At 57.9% G+C, this 18,828-nt stretch carries 17 protein-coding genes and 1 pseudogene; 9 read left to right on the forward strand and 9 right to left on the reverse strand.

Translation table 11 applies throughout. The features are described from left to right. On the reverse strand, positions 1 to 2,047 hold a 2,047-nt coding region (locus ABWQ00_RS05900; RefSeq protein ID WP_353237753.1), incomplete at its 3' end, for a CLIPPER-2 domain-containing protein. 296 nt (positions 2,048 to 2,343) lie between these two features. On the opposite strand from ABWQ00_RS05900, the gene ABWQ00_RS05905 reads away from it, so the two are divergent. Together ABWQ00_RS05905 and ABWQ00_RS05910 are read left to right on the forward strand one after the other, a co-directional pair. Further along, the gene (locus tag ABWQ00_RS05905; RefSeq protein WP_353237754.1) at positions 2,344 to 3,747 is read left to right on the forward strand and encodes a Crp/Fnr family transcriptional regulator; all 1,404 of its coding nucleotides are present in this window, start codon (positions 2,344 to 2,346) and stop codon (positions 3,745 to 3,747) included. A gap of 64 nt (positions 3,748 to 3,811) precedes the next feature. After that, positions 3,812 to 4,816 carry an aldo/keto reductase gene (locus tag ABWQ00_RS05910; protein WP_353237755.1) on the forward strand — a complete coding sequence of 335 codons (1,005 nt, stop codon included), beginning with the start codon at positions 3,812 to 3,814 and terminating at the stop codon, positions 4,814 to 4,816. A gap of 352 nt (positions 4,817 to 5,168) precedes the next feature. Here the strand turns inward: ABWQ00_RS05910 and ABWQ00_RS05915 are convergent, their stop codons facing one another. Both ABWQ00_RS05915 and ABWQ00_RS05920 read right to left on the reverse strand, forming a co-directional pair. Then, complete coding sequence (locus tag ABWQ00_RS05915; protein ID WP_353237756.1) at positions 5,169 to 6,236, reverse strand: alpha/beta hydrolase family protein; 1,068 nt, start codon at positions 6,234 to 6,236, stop codon at positions 5,169 to 5,171. Beyond that, on the reverse strand, positions 6,233 to 6,442 hold the full coding sequence (locus tag ABWQ00_RS05920; protein ID WP_353237757.1) for a hypothetical protein: 210 nt from the start codon (positions 6,440 to 6,442) through the stop codon (positions 6,233 to 6,235). The genes ABWQ00_RS05915 and ABWQ00_RS05920 overlap by 4 nt, the downstream gene beginning before the upstream one ends. An 80-nt stretch (positions 6,443 to 6,522) precedes the next feature. Between ABWQ00_RS05920 and ABWQ00_RS05925 the strand changes: the two genes are divergently transcribed. The 4 genes and pseudogenes from ABWQ00_RS05925 (at position 6,523) to ABWQ00_RS05940 (ending at position 9,574) form a co-directional block, all read left to right on the forward strand. Further along, positions 6,523 to 7,176, forward strand: a complete 654-nt coding sequence (locus tag ABWQ00_RS05925; RefSeq protein WP_353237758.1) for a TetR/AcrR family transcriptional regulator — start codon at positions 6,523 to 6,525, stop codon at positions 7,174 to 7,176. Between the two features lie 20 nt (positions 7,177 to 7,196). Next, positions 7,197 to 7,805: a glutathione S-transferase family protein gene (locus ABWQ00_RS05930; RefSeq protein ID WP_353237759.1), complete on the forward strand. Its 609-nt coding sequence runs from the start codon at positions 7,197 to 7,199 to the stop codon at positions 7,803 to 7,805. Positions 7,806 to 7,827: 22 nt separating this feature from the next. Continuing rightward, positions 7,828 to 8,556 (forward strand): annotated as a pseudogene (locus tag ABWQ00_RS05935) (SDR family NAD(P)-dependent oxidoreductase). A gap of 70 nt (positions 8,557 to 8,626) precedes the next feature. Then, a complete protein-coding gene (locus tag ABWQ00_RS05940; protein WP_353237760.1) occupies positions 8,627 to 9,574 on the forward strand; it encodes a LytTR family DNA-binding domain-containing protein in 948 nt (315 codons plus the stop codon). Here ABWQ00_RS05940 and ABWQ00_RS05945 read toward each other — a convergent pair. After that, entirely contained in the window at positions 9,547 to 10,332 is a 786-nt protein-coding gene (locus ABWQ00_RS05945) for an outer membrane protein (RefSeq protein WP_353237761.1), read from the reverse strand. The two genes, ABWQ00_RS05940 and ABWQ00_RS05945, sit on opposite strands and share 28 nt — an antisense overlap. Before the next feature lie 36 nt (positions 10,333 to 10,368). Then, a complete protein-coding gene (locus tag ABWQ00_RS05950) occupies positions 10,369 to 11,253 on the reverse strand; it encodes a LysR family transcriptional regulator (RefSeq protein WP_353237762.1) in 885 nt (294 codons plus the stop codon). Positions 11,254 to 11,583: 330 nt separating this feature from the next. Here ABWQ00_RS05950 and ABWQ00_RS05955 point away from each other — a divergent pair, with 330 nt between their 5' ends. Both ABWQ00_RS05955 and ABWQ00_RS05960 read left to right on the forward strand, forming a co-directional pair. Further along, a complete protein-coding gene (locus ABWQ00_RS05955) occupies positions 11,584 to 12,591 on the forward strand; it encodes an Acg family FMN-binding oxidoreductase (RefSeq protein ID WP_353237763.1) in 1,008 nt (335 codons plus the stop codon). Between the two features lie 79 nt (positions 12,592 to 12,670). Beyond that, the gene (locus tag ABWQ00_RS05960) at positions 12,671 to 13,921 is read left to right on the forward strand and encodes an alpha/beta hydrolase (RefSeq protein ID WP_353237764.1); all 1,251 of its coding nucleotides are present in this window, start codon (positions 12,671 to 12,673) and stop codon (positions 13,919 to 13,921) included. A 437-nt stretch (positions 13,922 to 14,358) separates the two neighbouring features. Here ABWQ00_RS05960 and maiA read toward each other — a convergent pair whose 3' ends face one another. From maiA to ABWQ00_RS05980, 4 genes are read right to left on the reverse strand one after another with little or no spacing between them, the layout of a single operon-like run. After that, positions 14,359 to 14,997 carry a maleylacetoacetate isomerase gene (gene maiA, locus ABWQ00_RS05965; protein WP_353237765.1) on the reverse strand — a complete coding sequence of 213 codons (639 nt, stop codon included), beginning with the start codon at positions 14,995 to 14,997 and terminating at the stop codon, positions 14,359 to 14,361. A 4-nt stretch (positions 14,998 to 15,001) separates the two neighbouring features. After that, a complete protein-coding gene (locus ABWQ00_RS05970) occupies positions 15,002 to 15,703 on the reverse strand; it encodes a fumarylacetoacetate hydrolase family protein (RefSeq protein WP_353237766.1) in 702 nt (233 codons plus the stop codon). Between the two features lie 20 nt (positions 15,704 to 15,723). Next, positions 15,724 to 16,761, reverse strand: a complete 1,038-nt coding sequence (locus ABWQ00_RS05975) for a cupin domain-containing protein (RefSeq protein WP_353237767.1) — start codon at positions 16,759 to 16,761, stop codon at positions 15,724 to 15,726. A 19-nt stretch (positions 16,762 to 16,780) separates the two neighbouring features. Then, positions 16,781 to 17,992 carry a 3-hydroxybenzoate 6-monooxygenase gene (locus ABWQ00_RS05980; protein ID WP_353237768.1) on the reverse strand — a complete coding sequence of 404 codons (1,212 nt, stop codon included), beginning with the start codon at positions 17,990 to 17,992 and terminating at the stop codon, positions 16,781 to 16,783. 207 nt (positions 17,993 to 18,199) lie between these two features. On the opposite strand from ABWQ00_RS05980, the gene ABWQ00_RS05985 reads away from it, so the two are divergent. Then, positions 18,200 to 18,828 (forward strand): aldehyde dehydrogenase family protein (locus ABWQ00_RS05985; protein WP_353237769.1); only part of this gene is annotated, 629 nt, incomplete at its 3' end.

Consider the following 18,828-nt stretch of genomic DNA (forward strand, 5'->3'; position numbering starts at 1 on the left):
CGGTGAGCGTTTGGTTGCCGGTGTTTTGCACGCTGATGGCGTAGTTGATGACTTCACCTGCAGCGTTGGCAGTGCCGCCAGCGACAGAGGCGTCTTTGACGATGTTGAGGGCGGGGGCCTGTTCCACACGGATTGAAGCATCGTCGGTATCAGGGCCTGACTGCACAGAGTCAGCAGTGGCCAAGTTGACGATGGGGTTGCCCGCGTCAATCTCGGCTTGCGTGACGACATGGCTGGCGGTGTAGGACCAGGTCTCGCCCACATCCAGCTCGCCATCGGCAGAAGCGGCGTCAGCGACCAGGGCGAGGTTGCTGATGAACGGATCGGCCACGGTGACGCCAGTGAGCGTCTGGTTGCCGGTGTTTTGCACGCTGATGGCGTAGTTGATGACTTCGCCTGCAGCGTTGGCGGTGCCACCTGCGACAGAAGCTTCCTTGACGATGTTCAGGCTGGGGGCCTGCTCTACGGCAATCGAAGCATCGTCGGTGTCGGGGCCGGTCTGGGTCGAATCGGCAGTGGCCAGGTTGAGGATATAGCCGCCAGCATCGATCTCGGCTTGCGTCACCACATGGGTGCCAGTCCAAGTCCAGGTTTCGCCCACATCCAGTTCATTATCGGAGGACGCGGAGTTGGCCACCAAACTCAAGTCGCTGATCATCGGGTCAGTCACCGTCACACCTGTCAGCATCTGGTTGCCGGTGTTTTGCACGGTGATGGTGTAGCTGATGACTTCACCCGCCACGTTGGCGGTACCGCCGGGGACTGTGGCATCTTTGACAATGTTGAGCGCTGGCATCAGCTGCTGGTTGCCAAAATCCACATCCATGACTTTGGGGGACATGGCAGTGATCACAATGCCTAGGGGGTTGGGTGAGGTTTGCACCCAACCCGTTTGCTGGACTTCACGCACCACATAGGCATCGTTATCAAGGTCCGTTGGATCGGCATCGGGTGTGACCGAGAAGCTGTAACGGCCTTGTGCATCTGTGATGGTGGAGCGCTCGCCAGCGTCCAGCATGCCATCGGCATCCTTGTCCAAGAAGATGGTCCAGCTGGCCAAACCGACTTCGTCGTCGGCTGTGCCTGCAAGATTGTCGATGCCATCGGCATCCCGCGCGCCGTTGCCGTCCATGTCATTGAACTTCATGCCGCTGATTTCGCCATCGATGATGGCCGAGGGCATGAGCTGGATGGATGTGGCCCCTTTGCCGCCGATGTCCACGGTGGTCTGCAGCGATCCACCGCTCCAGGCGGTGGCACCCAGAGTCGGGCCAAAGCCTTGTGAGGACAAAGCGCCGGGCGCGGCGATCATCAGGCCGTATTGCACTTCGGCACCACCGTTTTGTGTGGTGGGGCCGGTGTAGGTGAAGGTGATGGTGACTTGGCCATCCATCGTGCCAGCCCCCCGGTTGATGTAAGTGACGTCAGTCACACCGGTGATGTTGGCATTGACGGTTTGGAAGCTGCCCTGCATGCCGCCGCCGTTGGTAAAGCTGCCGTCGTTGGATGTCGAGGCGCCTGCAAAGTTGCTGGGGTCGCGGTCCACATCGGGCGAGGTCATGAACAAAAAGCCACCGGCGTTGGTGTTGGCCTGGTAATGGTTGTAGGTCACATTGAAGGAGTAGCTCTGACCGTTGACCAGCGGTTGGCTGTTGCTCGCTTTGTAATAAAAGACGTGGGGAACGACCTCGCCCTCGAAGTAATTCGATTTGCTGTCGGTCAGGATGTTGTTGTTCCATTCTGCCGATGTGCCCTGCGCAGCATCGCCATCGGCCCAGTGTTGGTACACCTTGTTGACGTTGGGCGTTGGCAGTGGGGCGGCCAGTGCTGTGCCTGTCAATTGGACAGAACTGCTTGCAGTCGACTCTTGGCTTGCCGTATCTGTCGACACAGCTTGCTTGCTGGCCCTGCTGTGAGACCAGCTTGCGGCGTTGTCTTGACCGCTCAATGCATTGACCTGACCGTACAGCGTGTTCGATACATTGCCGCTGTCATCGTTGAATCTTTCCTGAGAAGTACTTTTCGAGGAAGTGGTTTTCTTAGCCATGGTGAACTCCAGTTGCCAACCATTTGCATGGGCGACATGTGTTGATTTGCTTCCCAAAAGGGAGCTGCAAACTTCTGATTTGCAGCCCAACCATCGTGCTGTCACGTCGGGTGATAAGCCATCTAGCAAAGTGCTTGTTTTGATTGACCTGTATGCCTATTCCAGTGATAGGTATCGATTGAGTTGCTTGAAGGCACGACTTCTGGCACTACCCGTTTGTGTATAGACCGTATGGGCACCACAAACAAACCCTTGGATCAATCGACTTGCTTCGATGATTCTTGGAGCATGAGTCCATGGCCTTGCTGCAATGGTTGCGGCGGCTTCTCGAAATGGAGCAAATCGTGTGGAACTCATTGCATAACGCCAAGACTCTCCCAACCCGATTGGTGAGTGACCATGAATTGCAAGCCTTGATCGGCGACCCGGATGAGGCGGTCAAAAATCTCTGTGCGCAATCCCAGCCCATGCATGACATTTGGCATGGAAATTCTCGTCGCAATCTGATTCTTGCGGCATTGTCCGAGGACAACTATGACGCCCTGAAGGGCAGCTTGGAGGCGGTCAACCTGAGCGCTGGACAGGTCATTTATGAGGGTGACCGCGCATTGCAGCATGTTTACTTTCCCACCACTTGCACGGTCTCCTTGTTGTCCAGCACCATGGACGGCGAGACGGTTGAGGTGGCGTTGACAGACCGCAATGGCTTCATCGGTGTACCGCTTGTTTTGGGTGCGACATCTATGGAGACCAGTGTTCAGGTTCAGTGTGCAGGTCAGGCTTATCGCATGTCGGCCGATCGCTTTTTGTCATTACTGCGTGATGGCCATCAACTGCAGCAGTTGGCCATGAGTTATGCGCAGTCTTTGATGATGCAAATGGCCCAGAGCATTGTGTGCAGTCGCCACCATTCCGTGAGCGAACGACTGAGCCAATGGATGCTTCGGAACTCGGACGGGCTGGACAGCCATGAGTTGGCGGTGACCCACGAGACCATTTCGAATATGTTGGGTGTTCGTCGAGAGTCGGTCACACAGGCGGCTGGGAAATTTCAGTCTGCAGGTTGGATCCAAAACAGCCGTGGAAAAATTTCGATCCAAGACCGTTCAGGTCTGCTTCGTTCGGTTTGCGAGTGCTATGGGCGTATCCAGGACGATTCAGCGCAATATGTGCATCGTTTGGGCCTGTTGTCTGAACGACCCCGTTACAACGGCGCTCAATACGTCATGCACATGGATACGGAGCCGGTGCACGATGGACAGCAGGATTTGCAAAAGTATGTGGATGTCTATGACTTTGCACCCGTGGGCTTTGTGACTTTGAACGTGCAGGGCCTGGTGACACAAACCAACTTGTCTGCGGCGATCATTCTTGATATTCAACGTTCGCAATGTCAACACAAGCCTTTCATTGGCTTCTTGGATGAAGCGTCGCGAAATATTTTCATGGCGTTTCATTGGGAAGTGTTGAGTGGGCAATGTCGACGGTTTTGTGTGGTGAACCTGCCAGCGACAGCACACCGAGCGGCGATGACATTGCGCATTGATGCCACGGCGGACGAGTCGGGTGAGGAGAACCGGATGGTCTTGATCGATATGGGTTCAGATCAACAGAGCCCAGTGCATCAGGAAGTGCCGCAGGTTTCGGCTTGGCAGTTCGGTGCCACGGCCAGGCCTGCATTGGGCGCTTTCAAGGCTTGAAGACCCGGTTCTGTCTTCGTGCAGGCGGGATGGCGGGGGGTCTCCAAGCGTCTAAGATAGAGGCATGAAAAACAGATCCATTGCCTCCTTCGACGTCAGCGCCATCGGCCTGGGCTGCATGAACCTCAGCCACGCGTATGGCGCACCTGTTTCGGCCCAGCAAGCCGAACGCGTGCTGCTCACTGCCTTGGACCAAGGCGTGACTTTTTTTGACACCGCCGCTTTGTATGGCTTTGGCACCAACGAAACCCTGGTGGGCCAGGTGATGAAGCCGCATCGGCAGAAGTTCACATTGGCCAGCAAATGCGGCATGCAGGGCGTTGAGCAAAGCGATGGCAGCAAAGTGCGCGTGATCGACGGCCGGCCCGAGACGATCAAAAAGACCTGTGAGGATGCACTGCGCCGTTTGCAGACCGATGTGATCGATCTATATTACCTGCACCGTTGGGACAAGAAAGTGCCGATCGAAGACAGCGTGGGCGCTTTGAGTGATTTGGTTCGCCAAGGCAAGATTCAGACCATTGGCTTGTCGGAGGTGTCGGCTGGCACCTTGCGCAAGGCGCATGCGGTTCACCCGATTGCGGCTGTGCAAACCGAATATTCGCTGTGGACGCGCAACCCAGAGATCGCGGTGCTGCAGGCCTGCCGCGATTTGGGCGTGGCATTTGTGGCTTTTAGCCCGGTGGCGCGGGGCTTTTTGTGCGGCGCGGCTTTGGACGTGAGCGCTTTTGATGCCAAAGACATCCGCCGAGGCATGCCGCGCTTTGCGCCCGAGAACTATGCCGCCAATTTGAAGCTCTTGCCCGCCTACCATGCGCTCGCACAAGAGGCCGGTTGCAGCCCTTCGCAGCTGGCACTGGCTTGGTTGCTGCACCAGGGCGAAGACATCATTCCCATTCCTGGCACCACCTCGGTGGACCACCTGCTGGACGATCTGGCAGCGGTGGATGTGCAGCTTGATGCCGGTTTGATGGCGCGCCTGGACGCCCTCATCAACCAGAACACGGTGGCCGGTAACCGCTACAGCGCGCAGGCCAACAGCGAGGTGGACACCGAGGTGTTTGGCTGATTGATCGGACGTACTTGGCTTGGGCCGAGTAATCGCATGATCTGACACCCTCGGGCTCGACCCGAGGAACCATGCTCGATCACTGACCAAGCAAGTGGCTGGTTTTGGTTATGGGGGTCTGGTTAAGGCTGGAAGCGGACCATCGCAGCGAACATGTGACCAGCATAAGCCGGCTCATTTCGGACATTGGCAAACAAGCGAATCCTCATCTGACATTCCCGCTAATCAAGCCGAGTTTTGCCTTGAGGTGCAGTTCGAATCTGCGATCAACCACCTCTAAAAGCCAAATCAAACACCGTTTTGTCTTAGAGACTTCGGAATTTTTCACATTCATGACGGATTCGTAAAACGCTTACGTTTCTCTGGTGACCAATCGATCGAGTAGATTTTTATGGCGGTAGGCCCATTGCGTTATTCCATCCTCGGTTTTTTGGTTATCCAGCAGTTCAGCATGTTTGGGTTTCATAGCTGGATGTTCAGACCGGTGTTCAGTATTGAGTTGAATAAGTCCAAAGTGCAGCGACTGTCGTAAGAAAATTGTGGAAAGCTCTTGAGTGGCGCCTTTGATTCGGGAGCTGGCCTCCGGTCCGCTGCGCGTGGTGCGGTCGGTGAAGATGCTGTGTCCGCCAGTGTTGTACACCGCCAGGGCTCTGGGCGATTGGGTCATGGCGTCAAAGATATCGATCCGGTCATTGACTGTACTGCTGTAGCCGGGTAAGTTGATGGTGTCTTCCAAACTGGTGATGTGCAGTGTCGGCACACTGACGCTACCGAGGACTTGTTCTGCTGGTCCCTGCCCCAGCAAAGGTGGCGCCGAAATCAAGATGGCGGCCTGCATGCGCCTGTCCCGAAGGTCACGCAAGGTGGCACTGCCGGTTTCTACCTTTGCCCCGGCAACCAGCATGGCCGTGTTTGCGCCATACGAGTGACCGGCGACTGCTATTTTCGACACATCGAACAACTGACCCTGATCTGAGGCCAGAACTTGGTTCAGGACAAAACGCAGGTCCAGAACCCTAGCTAGGGCTTCAGACTCGCGTGCCGCTGTCTGTAGGCGTTGTAATAACTCCAATGGGTTTCCGCGCCACACACTGTTGTCACTGCCGACATGCTGCGGATGCAGACTGGCCATACCGGCATTGGCCCAGTGGCGGGCGAGGTAGCTATAGCCCGTACGCGACCCCCCGAGGCCATGCGAGAACACGACCAATGGTATTGGTCTAGAAGCGCTTTTATGGAGGGGTAGATGCAGACGAGATGGAACAGGCCTTTGTCGGCTGGCATCGAAGAGATCAAGGTCCACAACACGATGGCCCTGCTCGGGCGAAGCCATCGACCATCCTACAGTGCTGGCAAAGCTTAAGCCGGATGCAGCGGTTGCGATGCCAAGGGAGCGGGTGAGGAATTTCCGGCGTGTCATGAACGATCGGCTTCGGCTGCACGCCTGGCTAACCAAGGCCGGATCCACATCACCAAGCCCGCACTGGCCACCAATGGAAATACGCCCCACTGCACGATGGCAACAAAGACCGGATTTTCTCGAAGTGGACTGGCGTATACGAAGGCGCCCAGAATAGGCGTTGTCGCAAGATGCAGATTGCGAAGCAGGCGATGAGACATTCGCATGGTCAGACTCCTTAATAGCCTAATGACAAAAATATTTTGCCGACATTGCCGATCAAAGTAAACAGCGATAACATAACCTTATGCAAAAAGATGAATTGCTTGCTGAGCCTCTGTGCGAAAGTCCATCCGATGCCCGACCGCGAAGCTTTCATCACGGCAATCTCCGGCAGGAGCTGATCGATGCCGCGCTTTCTGCACCGGACATCGAAGGACTGTCGTTGCGCCAGCTCGCCGCATCTCTTGGTGTATCGGCTGCAGCCGCATACCGCCACTTTGACAGCCGTGAGGATCTTTTGTTCGAGGTTGCGCGCAGTGGGTTCGACCGTCTCAGGCAGCGGTTTGCAGCCGCTTTTGACATTGCGGTGCCACCATCGGACGCTCAAGAGGCTCGTCTGCGGCTGTTTCGCTTAGCCCAAGCTTATCTGCAGTTTGCAGATGACGAGCCTGCCTTGTGGCGGCTGATCTTTGGTGCACAGGCTCAGGCTTACCGAGAAACAATTGATTCACAAGGAGACATCGACAGCTATGAATATCTTCCCGCAGCTTTGCTGGGCTTGTATTTGAAGGGGGTTGTTCCCACTCAGCCGAGTGAGCGTGATGCGCTGTTCGCGTGGAGTGCAGTCCACGGCGCAGCCACTTTGCGCAGCGGACGCGTTCCAGCAGCTCTCATTTCTGTCTCGGAGCTCGCCAGCGAGGTGGCTGAACGTGTGATCTGTGCCATGAAATATAAATGACTGAGACAGGAGACCCTGACATGATTCTTCACGACCTGAGCGCTGGCATGCACCCCCGTCGCGTGCGCATCTTCATGGCTGAAAAAGGCATTTCGATCGAGCGACGTGAGGTGGATGCCGCGGGTGGGGCCAATGCCCTGCCGGACTTTCTCAGGCTCAATCCCCTGGGCAAGCTGCCCGTGCTCGAACTCGACGATGGCAGCGCCATTGCCGAGTCCCTGGCGATTTGTCGTTATTTGGAGGCCTTGCACCCGCAGCCACCATTGATGGGGCAGACACCTCAGGGCTCGGCCCACATCGAGATGTGGACGCTACGCATGGATCACGAACTGTCACAGCCGATCGCGCTTGCATTTGTGCACAGCAGCGACTTCTACCGCGGGCGCGTCGAGCAGGTGCCCGAAGTCGCCGGCTGGGCCCGCAATCGGGCGCTGCAGACCATGGCCTGGCTGGATGGCGAGTTGGCTGAGCGCAGCCACATCGCTGGCGATGACTACACCCTGGCCGACATCGTCGCGCAGTGTGCTTGCGTCCTGGGCAAAGCGGTGGGCTTGCGCATCCCGCCGGAGATGGCCCACCTGTCTCGCTGGTTTGCACAGGTCTCGGCCAGACCCACTGCCCGGGCATAAGGCCTTGACCCAGGAGAACACCATGTCCGGAAATGGAGTCTGTTGTGTGATCGGCGCCGGTAACGCCACGGGTTCAGCGGTGGCCCGGCGTTTCGCCAAGGAGGGCTACACCGTATGCGTGGCGCGACGCACAGAGGTGGCCTTGTAACCGCTGGTCGACCAGATCACCGCCCAGGGTGGTCGGGCTCTCGCTTTTGGACTCGACGCACGGCGCGAGGACGAGGTGGTCAAATTCTTCCAGCATATTGAAGCCGATATCGGGCCGATCGACGTGTTGGTATTCAACGCGGGCGGCAATGTCCGCTTCCCAGTCCTCGAGACAACGGCGCAGAAGTACTTCAAAGTCTGGGAGATGTGTGCCTTGGCGGGCTTTTTGGCGGGCCGCGAGGCAGCGCGGGTGATGTTGCCACGTGGGCGTGGAACCATTCTTTTTACAGGTGCCACAGCCAGCCTGCGGGGAGCGGCGGGTTTTGCGGCCTTCGCTGGTGGCAAGGCTGCGCTACGTGCGCTGGCCCAGTCGATGGCGCGAGAGTTTGGCCCACAGGGCTTGCATGTGGCGCATGTGGTCATTGATGGTCTGATCGACACCGCCTTCGCGCGTGAGCATTTTGCGCAGCGCGTGGCCGATTTCGGACCGGATGGCATCCTGAACCCGGACCACATCGCCCAGGCCTACTGGTGGTTGCACAGCCAGCCGCGCGATGCGTGGACTTTCGAGCTGGTCCTGCGCCCATCTATAGAAAGATGGTGATGAAAGCAAATTTCCCTTTTTCTCGCTTTCAAAACCTGGGATTTCATCTATGAGTTGTTAGAGTCACGACATGCAAACATCAGTTGATACACCCAACAGCGTGTCAATTGCCCGTTACTTGGGGGGCACGGGATTGGCTCTCTGGGCATTGGTAATGGCGTTGACGCCAGATGCTGGTTTCATGGCCCCTTGGCTATGGATGGCGCTCTTCTGGGTACTCCAAATTGGAGTCGGCTTGGCCATTCTTCAGACGATGTTGTACCTGTTGAGCAGAGTCGATACAAAGGGCCGAATGCCTTTGTGGTCGCTCGTTGCGATGAGTGGCCTATGTGGTTCTGTCGTGCTGGCACCGATCTACTGGCTGATCGGTGAGGGATTGATGCAGCAAGTTTTGGGATTTGCTGAAACGATTGACACCGATGAAATCAGTAGCGGTAAGCGAGCATTTGGCTGGGCTGTGCTGGTCGATGAATGGCTTGAAATTTCAGGTCCAGTTATTGCGGCATGGGCGTTGATCTCTTGGCCTCGGTTGCAGGGTTTGTTGCCGTCATTGGTTCAAAAAATCAACCGTTCAGTCGATGAACCGCTGGTAGCCCTGTCGCAAGAACTCAAAGTCGTTGATGCGAGCATTCGTCATTGGCGCGCAGCGTTACCCACAGAGCTGGGTGACGATGTAATAGCCGTCAAGTCTGAGCTTCAATACTTGCGCGTCTGGACCACTCGGGGCGCAGCGCTGGTGCTGGGCAGTTTGCAAGAAGTGGAAGACGAAGAAGGCAGTGCCGGGATGCGGGTTCATCGCTCATGGTGGGTGCATGCCAGGCATGTGCGGTCCTTAGGGCGTCGCGGTGAAGCTGCCATTTGTGAGTTGAGCGATGGCCGTGAAGTGCCGGTCAGCCGACGCCGAAAGGCGGATGCGGTGGCGCGATTTGGTGACCGAGCGCGGTACCAAGAAATGCCAACCGCATCTAAGAGCCTACAAGCTCGCGAAGGTCAAAATAACCGTCGCAATCCCACTTGAACAGAAACAGGGTTGTAGCGCGGCTGCGTCAGTCGACCCGTGACCCCTTCTTCTGCTGGCAATTCAACGTTGCCAATTCGCAATACGCGAACGTCAGCGGTCAGCCTCCAGGTATCTCCCAGAGGAATCTCAGTACCACCGATCAGCTGCACGGCGGCTTTTCCACTCTTGGACCATGCGCGCTCTGTACCGCCAGAAGGGATATCGAAATCGATCTCCTGAACCCACCCCAGACCCGCACCCACGTAGGGTGTCCAGCTGCCAGTTGGGCCAATAAAGCGCCTAAGGCCGTTGACAAAGATGATATTGGAAGCAAAGTCGCCGCTGGATGCGAGCGTGGTTGCGCCGCGATTGAGCGACTTGAGGTCATGACGGCGCCAGTTCCATTCAAGCTCCGATGCCCAGCCATTGCCGTAACGAAACCCGATATCGCCGCCGAGACCCAATCCTGTCCCAAAGCTGGCCTTTAACCCAGAGCCCAAGCCCGCATTACCTATTTCATTAAAGGTAGTCGAACCGAGGTTGCTGGTTTGAGCGTAGACCGTCGCATAGAAGCCTCGGGGCTCAGTCTGGGCCCAGGATGTCCCTGCCATGCCGAACATCAAAGATGATGCCGCCAAAGCTGAAAAAGAGCGGAGAAATTTCATGTAATGCCTTTCCAAGTCACTGAGTTGATCAACTGTCAGGATGGCCCTCGTGCGCAAGCGCATACCGACAAAGATTGAATGTACGGAAAGCTTCTGGCGTAAAGCCAGCATTTTTGAACGAATGGTGGATTGGTTGAACGAGTGGCTTCAGATCGCACGAGGTAAAGCGTCGGCCAAATAGTCATAGACCGCTCTGATTCGCTTATTGGTTCGAACCTCCTTATGGACCGCCAGCCAAACCGGAATGGGTTGAATTTTTAGTTTCGGCAGCAGCGGTATGACCGATGGATCAGTTCGTATCTGTTGTTGGCTGACAAAGCCAATGCCAAGCCCGGCTCTTATGGCTTCCCATACGACAATCAAGTCGTCTGTCCTAAATGCAAAGTGTTCACGCGTTGCAGGTATGCCGCCGGAGGCAAAGCCCTTGAGGGTATCCTCGTTGCGGTCTCCGCCAATCAAGTCATGAGAGAGAAGATCGGCCGGATGTCGCGGAACACCACGCCGACGCAGGTAATCCTGGTGGGCGCAGGCCCTTAAAGCCACCATGCCGACCCGCCGAGCAATCACCGTGGCCTGCTCGGGCTGCACCATCCTGACCGCAATATCTGCCTCTCGCCGCAGGAGGTTGCTAACGGCATTGCTGGCGACCAGTTCTATTTGGATCTCGGGCAGTGACAGGCGCATTCGGGCCAGCAAAGGTGGCAATACATAACAGGACATAGGCTGGCTCGCCGTGATGCGAACCGTTCCGGATACAGCTTGATCAGCCCCGACGACACTGCGCACGAGTGCATCAGCCCCAAGTTGCATGGTTCGCGCAGATTCGGCCAAGCGAAGCGCAGCCTCGGTAGGTAGCAAGCCCCTGCCGGTGCGTTCGAACAGAACCAGTCCAAGCTGGGATTCAAGCTCGGCCACATGTCGACCGATGGTGGGCTGGCTGGATTGCAGCTGGCGTGAAGCGCCAAGAAGACTGCCCTGATCAAGTACGGCAAGAAATGAGCGAACCAGCGACCAGTCAAACAAGCTATTCATGAGTGAAATTCAGATATAGAACCATAGGCAATTGTGTAGATGCTGAACGCTCTACACAATCCCCCGACAGAAATTTTTTTGAAGTGTGTCCATTGAATGACCATCAATGTGGAGATGAAAATGGAGTTGATAAATGACACGAATTCATCGTTGAAGCCTATGGATAGCGGCGCTTCAGCCACCCCCAGCCGCCGTTCCTTCATACGTCTTGTGGGAGGCGGTGCAGTACTCGCGGCCACCGCTTCGTTGGTCGGCTGCAGCAAAGAACTCCCAGAAGCTGCCATCCGACCCTGGCGCAGCCCTGATCGAGAGACCGACCTGCGTCGCTTCATGCTCGCCCACGCACTGTTGGCACCTAATCCGCACAACCTCCAGCCTTGGATCGCCGATCTGCGTGAAGCCGGACGCATCCACTTGAACTGCGATGCTGAGCGGGTGCTGCCTGAGACCGATCCCTTTGGGCGACAGATCCTGATTGGCTTCGGCACCTTCATTGAGTTGGCCGTGATCGCGGCCGCCCAGCGGGGCGTTGCAGTCAAGGTTGAGCTTTTCCCGGACGGCGCAGTCGCCGACCAAGAATTGCCCAAGGGCAGCCGCGTGGCAACTCTTTTTCTGGGCGAACAGGGCAGTGCACCGGCTGACCCCTTGTTCGCCCAGATCGTGCGCCGGCACACGCGCAAGTCTGCCTATGCAAATGATCGTGCGCTGCCTGACACGCTGGTACGCCACTGGGTCGAGACGGCCAGCCGCTTCGGCTTGCGCAGCGGTGTTGCTTCCGGTTCAGCTGCTATGGATCCGATTCGCCGCATCATGCGCGAGGCCTACGAGATCGAGGCGACCACGGCCCGCACCTGGCTCGAATCGGCTCGCGTGATGCGCATCGGGCCCAGCGCCATTGCAAAAAACCCCGATGGCATTAGCCTCAACAACCCGATGGTTCGGGCGCTGCACACAGTTGGGCTCTTTGACCCAATGGAAGTGCCCGCCAAGGGCAGCAGTTCACTGCAGCGGGTGATGGACCGCTGGGTACCCTCTGAAACTGCCAGTGGCTTCCTGTGGTTGGCCAGCCCAGACAACACACGGCCGACGCAGGTGGCCTCGGGACGTGCCTATGTGCGAGCCCACTTGCTGGCCACGGCTGCGGGTGTGGACATGCACCCGTTGTCTCAGGCCCTGCAGGAGTTCCCGGAGATGCGCGGGCCGAGGGAAGCGCTGCACCAAACCCTGGGCCTTGGTTCAGCGGGTCAAACGCTGCAGATGCTCTCGCGTGTGGGATTCGCGACGGAACCTGGCGGGCCGAGTCCGCGCCGAAGTTTGGATTCGCTGCTGAAAACCTGAGACATCAGGCTCTGCCATATTCAATATTGAACTCCACCACAATCGTAAGAAGATGCTGCGCCTAAAGAAAGAGGTCGCCATGCGTCGGCCTCTGTTTGCAACAATCTTGTCGATGCTTTTGCTTGGATGCTCATCCACAGGTGACGTGCCGCCACGCCCTGAGCTGGTGAGCAGTGGATGGCGTGAACCCGCCGCTTTTGCCCCTGTCGCCGATTTCGAGACCTATATAAGGGATGTGAGCCAAGAACTGCGCACGCATCGTTTGCGTTTTGTTGCATCGATGGCCGATGCAGAACTAGGCAAGGTGCTGCCCTTCAAGCTGCCGCCAGACCAGGGATGCAAGAAGGGCGTACCCCGAGGCATCGCTGTCCTTATCCATGGCCTCTCTGACACGGCATTTGCCATGCGGGATCTCGCGGAGACACTCGCAAAACAGTGTTTCGAAGCGCGTGCACTGTTGCTACCCGGGCATGGGACACGTCCGGCAGATCTGATGGTCGTCGATCACCACGATTGGTTGTCTCATGTTGAAGTGGCTCTGCGGCAAGCGCGTGCCGAGAGCCCTTTCGTCGTGGTCGCAGGCTTCTCCTTGGGCGCAGCCCTGGCGCTGACCGCCGCCGCCAAGTCGCCAGGCAATGTGGATGCGGTGATTGGCTTGGCGCCGGCGTATCGCATCCGTTCCAACTTTCTGGCTCGGCAAGCAAGATGGATTGCCACGTTTCGTCCCTGGTTAGACCTGGGTCCACGCGAAGATTTCGCGCGTTATGGCGCGATGCCGACGCGAGGGATTGCTTCCACCGTGGCCGTTTTGGGAACGATGGAAGCCCGTATTCGCCAACGAGGACCGATCCAGACACCTTGGCTGGTAGTGCAGAGTGAAGATGATGAAGTGGTCGATGTGGCCTGGAATCGACAATTTTTTGACGCAAATGCCCTGAATGCGCGCAGTTTGCTTATCAACTACTTTTCCAACCCTCCGCAGACGACAGCGAGCGATCGGACGGTCTGGCTCTCGGCATCGGACACCACACTGCGAGTGGTTGGAATTTCCCATCTCGCTGTCCACATCTCTCCAGAGAATCCGCACTATGGTGAGTCAGGCACTTACCGTAATTGCGGCAGCCCGCCATTTCGTACGGAAGAGCAGGTTCGAGCGTGCAAGCAAGCGCAGCGGGTCTGGTACGGTGTCGGAGGTCAGTCGCCACCTGTCGGTGAGGCCGGTGCACGTGCGACATTCAATCCCCACTATCGGGATCTGGAACGTCGAATTGGCGAGTTCCTTGACAGGGTTGACGGTCAAGATAACAGCCAAGCTCCTTCGAGGCATTGAGATTCATTATGCTTTTCCGTCAACCGCCATTTTCTAGTTGATCGGCCTGTGACTCTTTTGCCAAACCACATCCGATGATCATGTCCAAATCCCCACCTCGCCAAAAACCGAGGCTCAGAAAAATGAGCGAATCAGATCAGTCATCCCTTCCGGTTTGATCTGAAAATTCTCTTTCTACAGGGTTAAACGCTTGCTGGGTCATGCCGTAAAGTGTCTGTTCATTCGACACTTTGGGTTGTGCCCCTGGTGATGGGGTGTCGGTTCTTGTGGTCATGACCAGACCATCAAATCGGCTTTTACGGCTGTCAGTTTTTGCCAATTTGTGTCATTCGGTTTTGAAAGCGCCAATGTCTGCTATCGCTGCAAAGCAGAAATAGCTTCCCAACGCACCCACAAAAGCAAGGGCCCCGAAGGGCCCTTGCTTTTGTGTGTGTCGATCAGCCCGCGTCAGGCTGCTGTCCCGGCGCAGCTTTTTGAAAGGCCTCCAGTTCCATGCACGCTTTTTCCACCGCCATGATGTGTGGCCATTGCGTCAGGTCCACATTGAAGCGGCGAGCGCTTTCAACCTGGGGGGCCAGGTACACATCGGCCAGCGTCGGGGTGTCGCCGAAACTGAAGCGGCCACGCCGTGAATCGGCTGCGATCAGGGCTTCGTAGGCGTCAAAGCCTGAGCTGATCCAGCTGGCGCACCAGGCATTGATGGCGTCTTCTTTGGCGCCGAATTGTTTGCGCAGCGTTTGCAACACGCGGCGGTTGTTGAGGGGGTGGATGTCACAACCCACCATGGCCGCCAGCGCGCGCACATGGGCGCGGTCGTCCGCGCCTGCAGGCAGCAGGGCGGGCGTGGGGTGTTTTTCTTCCAACCATTCGATGATGGCCGGCGATTGGATCAGCACCTGCTTACCGGTGTCGAGTGCGGGCACCATTTGCTGGGGGTTGACCGACTTGAAGGCTTCGCCTTGCTGTTCATCGACACGCAGGTCCACCGCCGCATAGTCGGTGGCGATGCCTTTGAGGTTCAGCGCAATGCGCAGGCGGTGCGAGGTGCCGCTTCGGAAAAAACTGTAGAGCTTCATGGGTTTACGCCGCAGCGCCGATGGTCAATGAAAGTTCGGCCACGCCTTCAACGCGGCCCGTGATTTTGTCACCGGTCACCACCGCGCCAACGCCTTCGGGTGTGCCGGTGTAGATCAGGTCACCAGGCTGCAGGTGGTAGTAGGTGGACAGGTCGGCGATGATTTCGCGGATGTTCCAGATCAGCTTGTCCACGTTGGACGACTGCTTGGTGATGCCGTTGACTTCGAGGGCAATCGCGCCGTTTTCGATCACCACGCCGGGCATGGGCACGATCTCGGAGCAGACCGAGCCTTGCTCGATGTCCTTGCCCGTGTCCCAAGGGCGGCCTTTGTCGCGCGCCACCAGCTGCAGGTCACGCCGAGTCATGTCGAGGCCTGCGCCGTAGCCATAGACCAGCTCGTACGCGTTGGCTTCGCTCACGCGAAAACCTGCTTTGCCAATGGCCAACACCAGCTCCATCTCAAAGTGGTAGTTGTTGGTGCGGGGCGGGTAATCAACGGTTGCGCCACTTTCGACCAAAGTCTGTGGCGACTTGGTGAAGTAGAACGCCTGCTCGACGCTCTTGTCGACAGGGCGGCCCATTTCCACGGCGTGTGCATGGTAGTTGCGGCCCACGCAGAAGATGCGGTTGACCGGAAAGCGTTCGGTTTTGCCACGCACGGGCAGGGAAGGGACTGCGGGAGGGGAGAAGAGGTAAGAAGTCATGGGTTCCATTGAAAGAAAAATCAACCGCGGTTTTCGTACACACCCAGTTTGCGGTGCAAGGGCGATTCGTCGGCGATGAAGATGAAAGCGGCTTGGTTGGCGTTCAGGTTGGTCAGCGTCACAGCTTCGTAGCCGGGCGCGCAGCAGGTGTCGGCCTCAAGCAGGGTGAAGGTGCTGGCCACGATCTGTGCTTGAACTTGGCCTTCAATCACATGGAACACCTGCGCGGGGGAGCGTGCTGGCAGTCGCAGGGTTTGGCCGGGGCGCAGCATCAGGGCGTAAAAGCCCAGGATGTTTTCAGCGTCGCCCCCGGTTTCGGGGTTGGTGTAGGTCACTTGCACCTGCTCCAGCCCCGCGTCGTCTGAGGCCAGCGATTCGAGCGCGGCCTTGGCGTCTTTCCAGGCGTAGCGCAGCATGGGGTAAGCCTTCTTGCTGCGCTCAAACACATGTGAGGGCACCACGCCGCCACGGGCGTATTGCTTGTCGCCTTGGCCGGGCACCACGGTCTGGCGGTCGCCGTTGATGTGGTAGCTGGCTTCCATGTAATAGACCAGGGGCAAGTCCAGCACATCGAGCCAGATCACGGGCTCGGTGCCGTCGTGGCCGTGTTCGTGCCACAGGCCCGTGGGGGTCAAGATCAAGTCGCCCCGGCTCATGGGGCATTTCGCGCCGTCCACCGTGGTCCAGGCGCCTTCGCCTTCCACCACCATGCGCACCGCGTTGGGGGTGTGGCGGTGGCTGGGGGCCCATTCGCCGGGCATGAGCAGTTGCATGCCCAAATACATGGCGGCTGAGGCCTGCATTTTGTCCAGACCATGGCCGGGGTTGGCCAGCACCAGCACGCGGCGTTCGGCTTTTTCAATCGGGGTCAACTCGCCCGCTTTGAGCAGCAGCGGCTTGATGTCTTGGTAAGCCCAGCAGGTGGGCTGGGTTTGGCGGGTGGGCACCTTGGGCGGCAGCACACCGCGCAGGCTGGGCCACAGGGGCACCAGGTTCACGTTGCGCAGGTCTTGCACATAGTCTGCGGGCAGGTCTTCGATGCGGCCGAGGTCATTCATGAGTGTGTCTCCGTTTTATTCAGTTGTGCTGTGCGGCGTCGAGGCAGTTGCCCACGTTCCAGCCATACAGCCAGGCCATCGCATCATAAAAGCGCTCGGGGCTGCGGCCGCGCCACAAGTCATTGCGCACCAAGCGCTCCACACCTTTGGCGTGGTAGATGCGGCCCATCTCGCGGCTCGAGAGCACGATGCGGGCGGTTCGGGCCACGCGGGCACGTTGGTACATGTCCAGTGCTTGCGGCCAGTCGTTCTGGTGCACGCGCAGCGCTTCACCCAAGGTCACAGCGTCTTCCATCGCCATGCAGGCGCCTTGTGCCATGTATTGGGTGGTGGGGTGGGCTGCGTCGCCCAGCAAGGTCACTCGGCCATAGGTCCACTGGCCAATCGGCTCGCGGTCGGCGGTGGCCCAGCGCTTCCAGGTCTTGGGCAGGTCGATCAATTGGCGCGCCTTGGGGCTGATGCCTTGAAAGTAGCTTTGCACTTCTTCTTTGCTGCCGTCTTTGACGCCCCATTCTTCTTGCTCGCGGCTGTGGAAGGTGACCACCACGTTGTATTGCTCACCGCCGCGCAGCGGGTAGTGCACCAGGTGGCAGTTGGGGCCCACCCAAATGGCGGCGGCGTTCCACTGCAGGTCTTGCGGAAAGTCTTTTTTCTCGACCACAGCGCGGTACACCACATGGCCCGTGACGCGGGCCGGGTCGCCCACAAACTGCTCGCGCACCACCGATTTGACGCCATCGGCCCCGATCAGCGCGCAGCCCTGGAAGGTCTTGCCGTTTTGGTCCCACACGGTCACGCTGTGCTCGTCTTGCTCGATGCGCACTGCGCGGGTGCTGGTGTGGAACTGCACTTGACCGGTTTCTTGCGCCGCTTCGAGCAGTGACAAATGCACATCGGCGCGGTGGATCACGGCATAAGGATTGCCAAAGCGTTGGCGAAATTTTTCGTCGGTGGGGATCTTACCGACTTGGTATTCGTCGATCGCGTCGTGCATCACCATGAAGTCGGTGTAGACGGCGCGGCCCCTGGCCTTGTCACCAATGCCCAACGCATCAAACGCATGAAAGCCGTTGGGGCCAATTTGGATGCCCGCGCCGATCTCACCAATCTCGGGGGCTTGTTCCAGCACGGTGACTTGAAAGCCTTGACGCACCAGTGCAAGGGCAGCGGCCAAGCCGCCAATACCGCCACCAGCGACGATGACGGGAAGTTGAGTGGGCGCAGTGCTCATGGAGGCTCCAGCCGATGAATTTGAAAAGTGAGGAGATTATATGCATGCATATTAATTTTGCAAAACCTTGTCAGATTGTTTTTGTCGATTGAAAACCCTAGAGGAAATTGGACAGGTCGCCGACACTCAAAGCGACTAGAATTAGCCGACCGTCCGGTTGGTTAATTCAAGCAGACCGGATTTGAACTTCTCAGAAAGCGTTGACCCATGTCCCAAGTCCTGCAAAGTTTCATCGGTGGCCAGTGGATCGGCCAACAAGGCGCGCAAGCCTTGCGCAGCGCCCTCAATGGCCAAGCCTTGTACCAAACCCACGCCGAAGCCATCGACTTTGGCGCCGCGGTGCATCACGCCCGCACCGTGGGCTTGCCCAATTTGCTCAAGCTGGACTTTCAAGAACGTGCCCAGCGCCTCAAAGCCCTGGCAAAGTACCTGGGTGAGCACAAGGAAAAGCTCTACGCCATCTCGGCCCACACGGGCGCCACCCGCGCCGACAGCTGGGTGGATATCGAAGGCGGCGCGGGCACTTTGTTTGCGTATTCGGGCATGGGCAGCAACGAGCTGCCCAGCGGCAACCTGATCCACGAAGGCCCGGCGTTCCCTTTGGGCAAAAAAGGCGGCTTTGCGGGCACGCACATCCTGGTGCCGCGCGGCGGCATTGCGGTGCACATCAACGCCTTCAACTTCCCCATCTGGGGCTTGCTTGAAAAGTTCGCCCCCAGCTTTTTGGCGGGCATGCCTTGCATCGGCAAACCCGCATCATCGACCAGCTACTTGACCGAAGCCATGGTGCGCTTGGTGGAGCAATCGGGCATCTTGCCTGCCGGTTCGCTCCAGCT

Source organism: Limnohabitans sp. (assembly GCF_040400975.1).
GTDB lineage: Bacteria > Pseudomonadota > Gammaproteobacteria > Burkholderiales > Burkholderiaceae_C > Limnohabitans_A.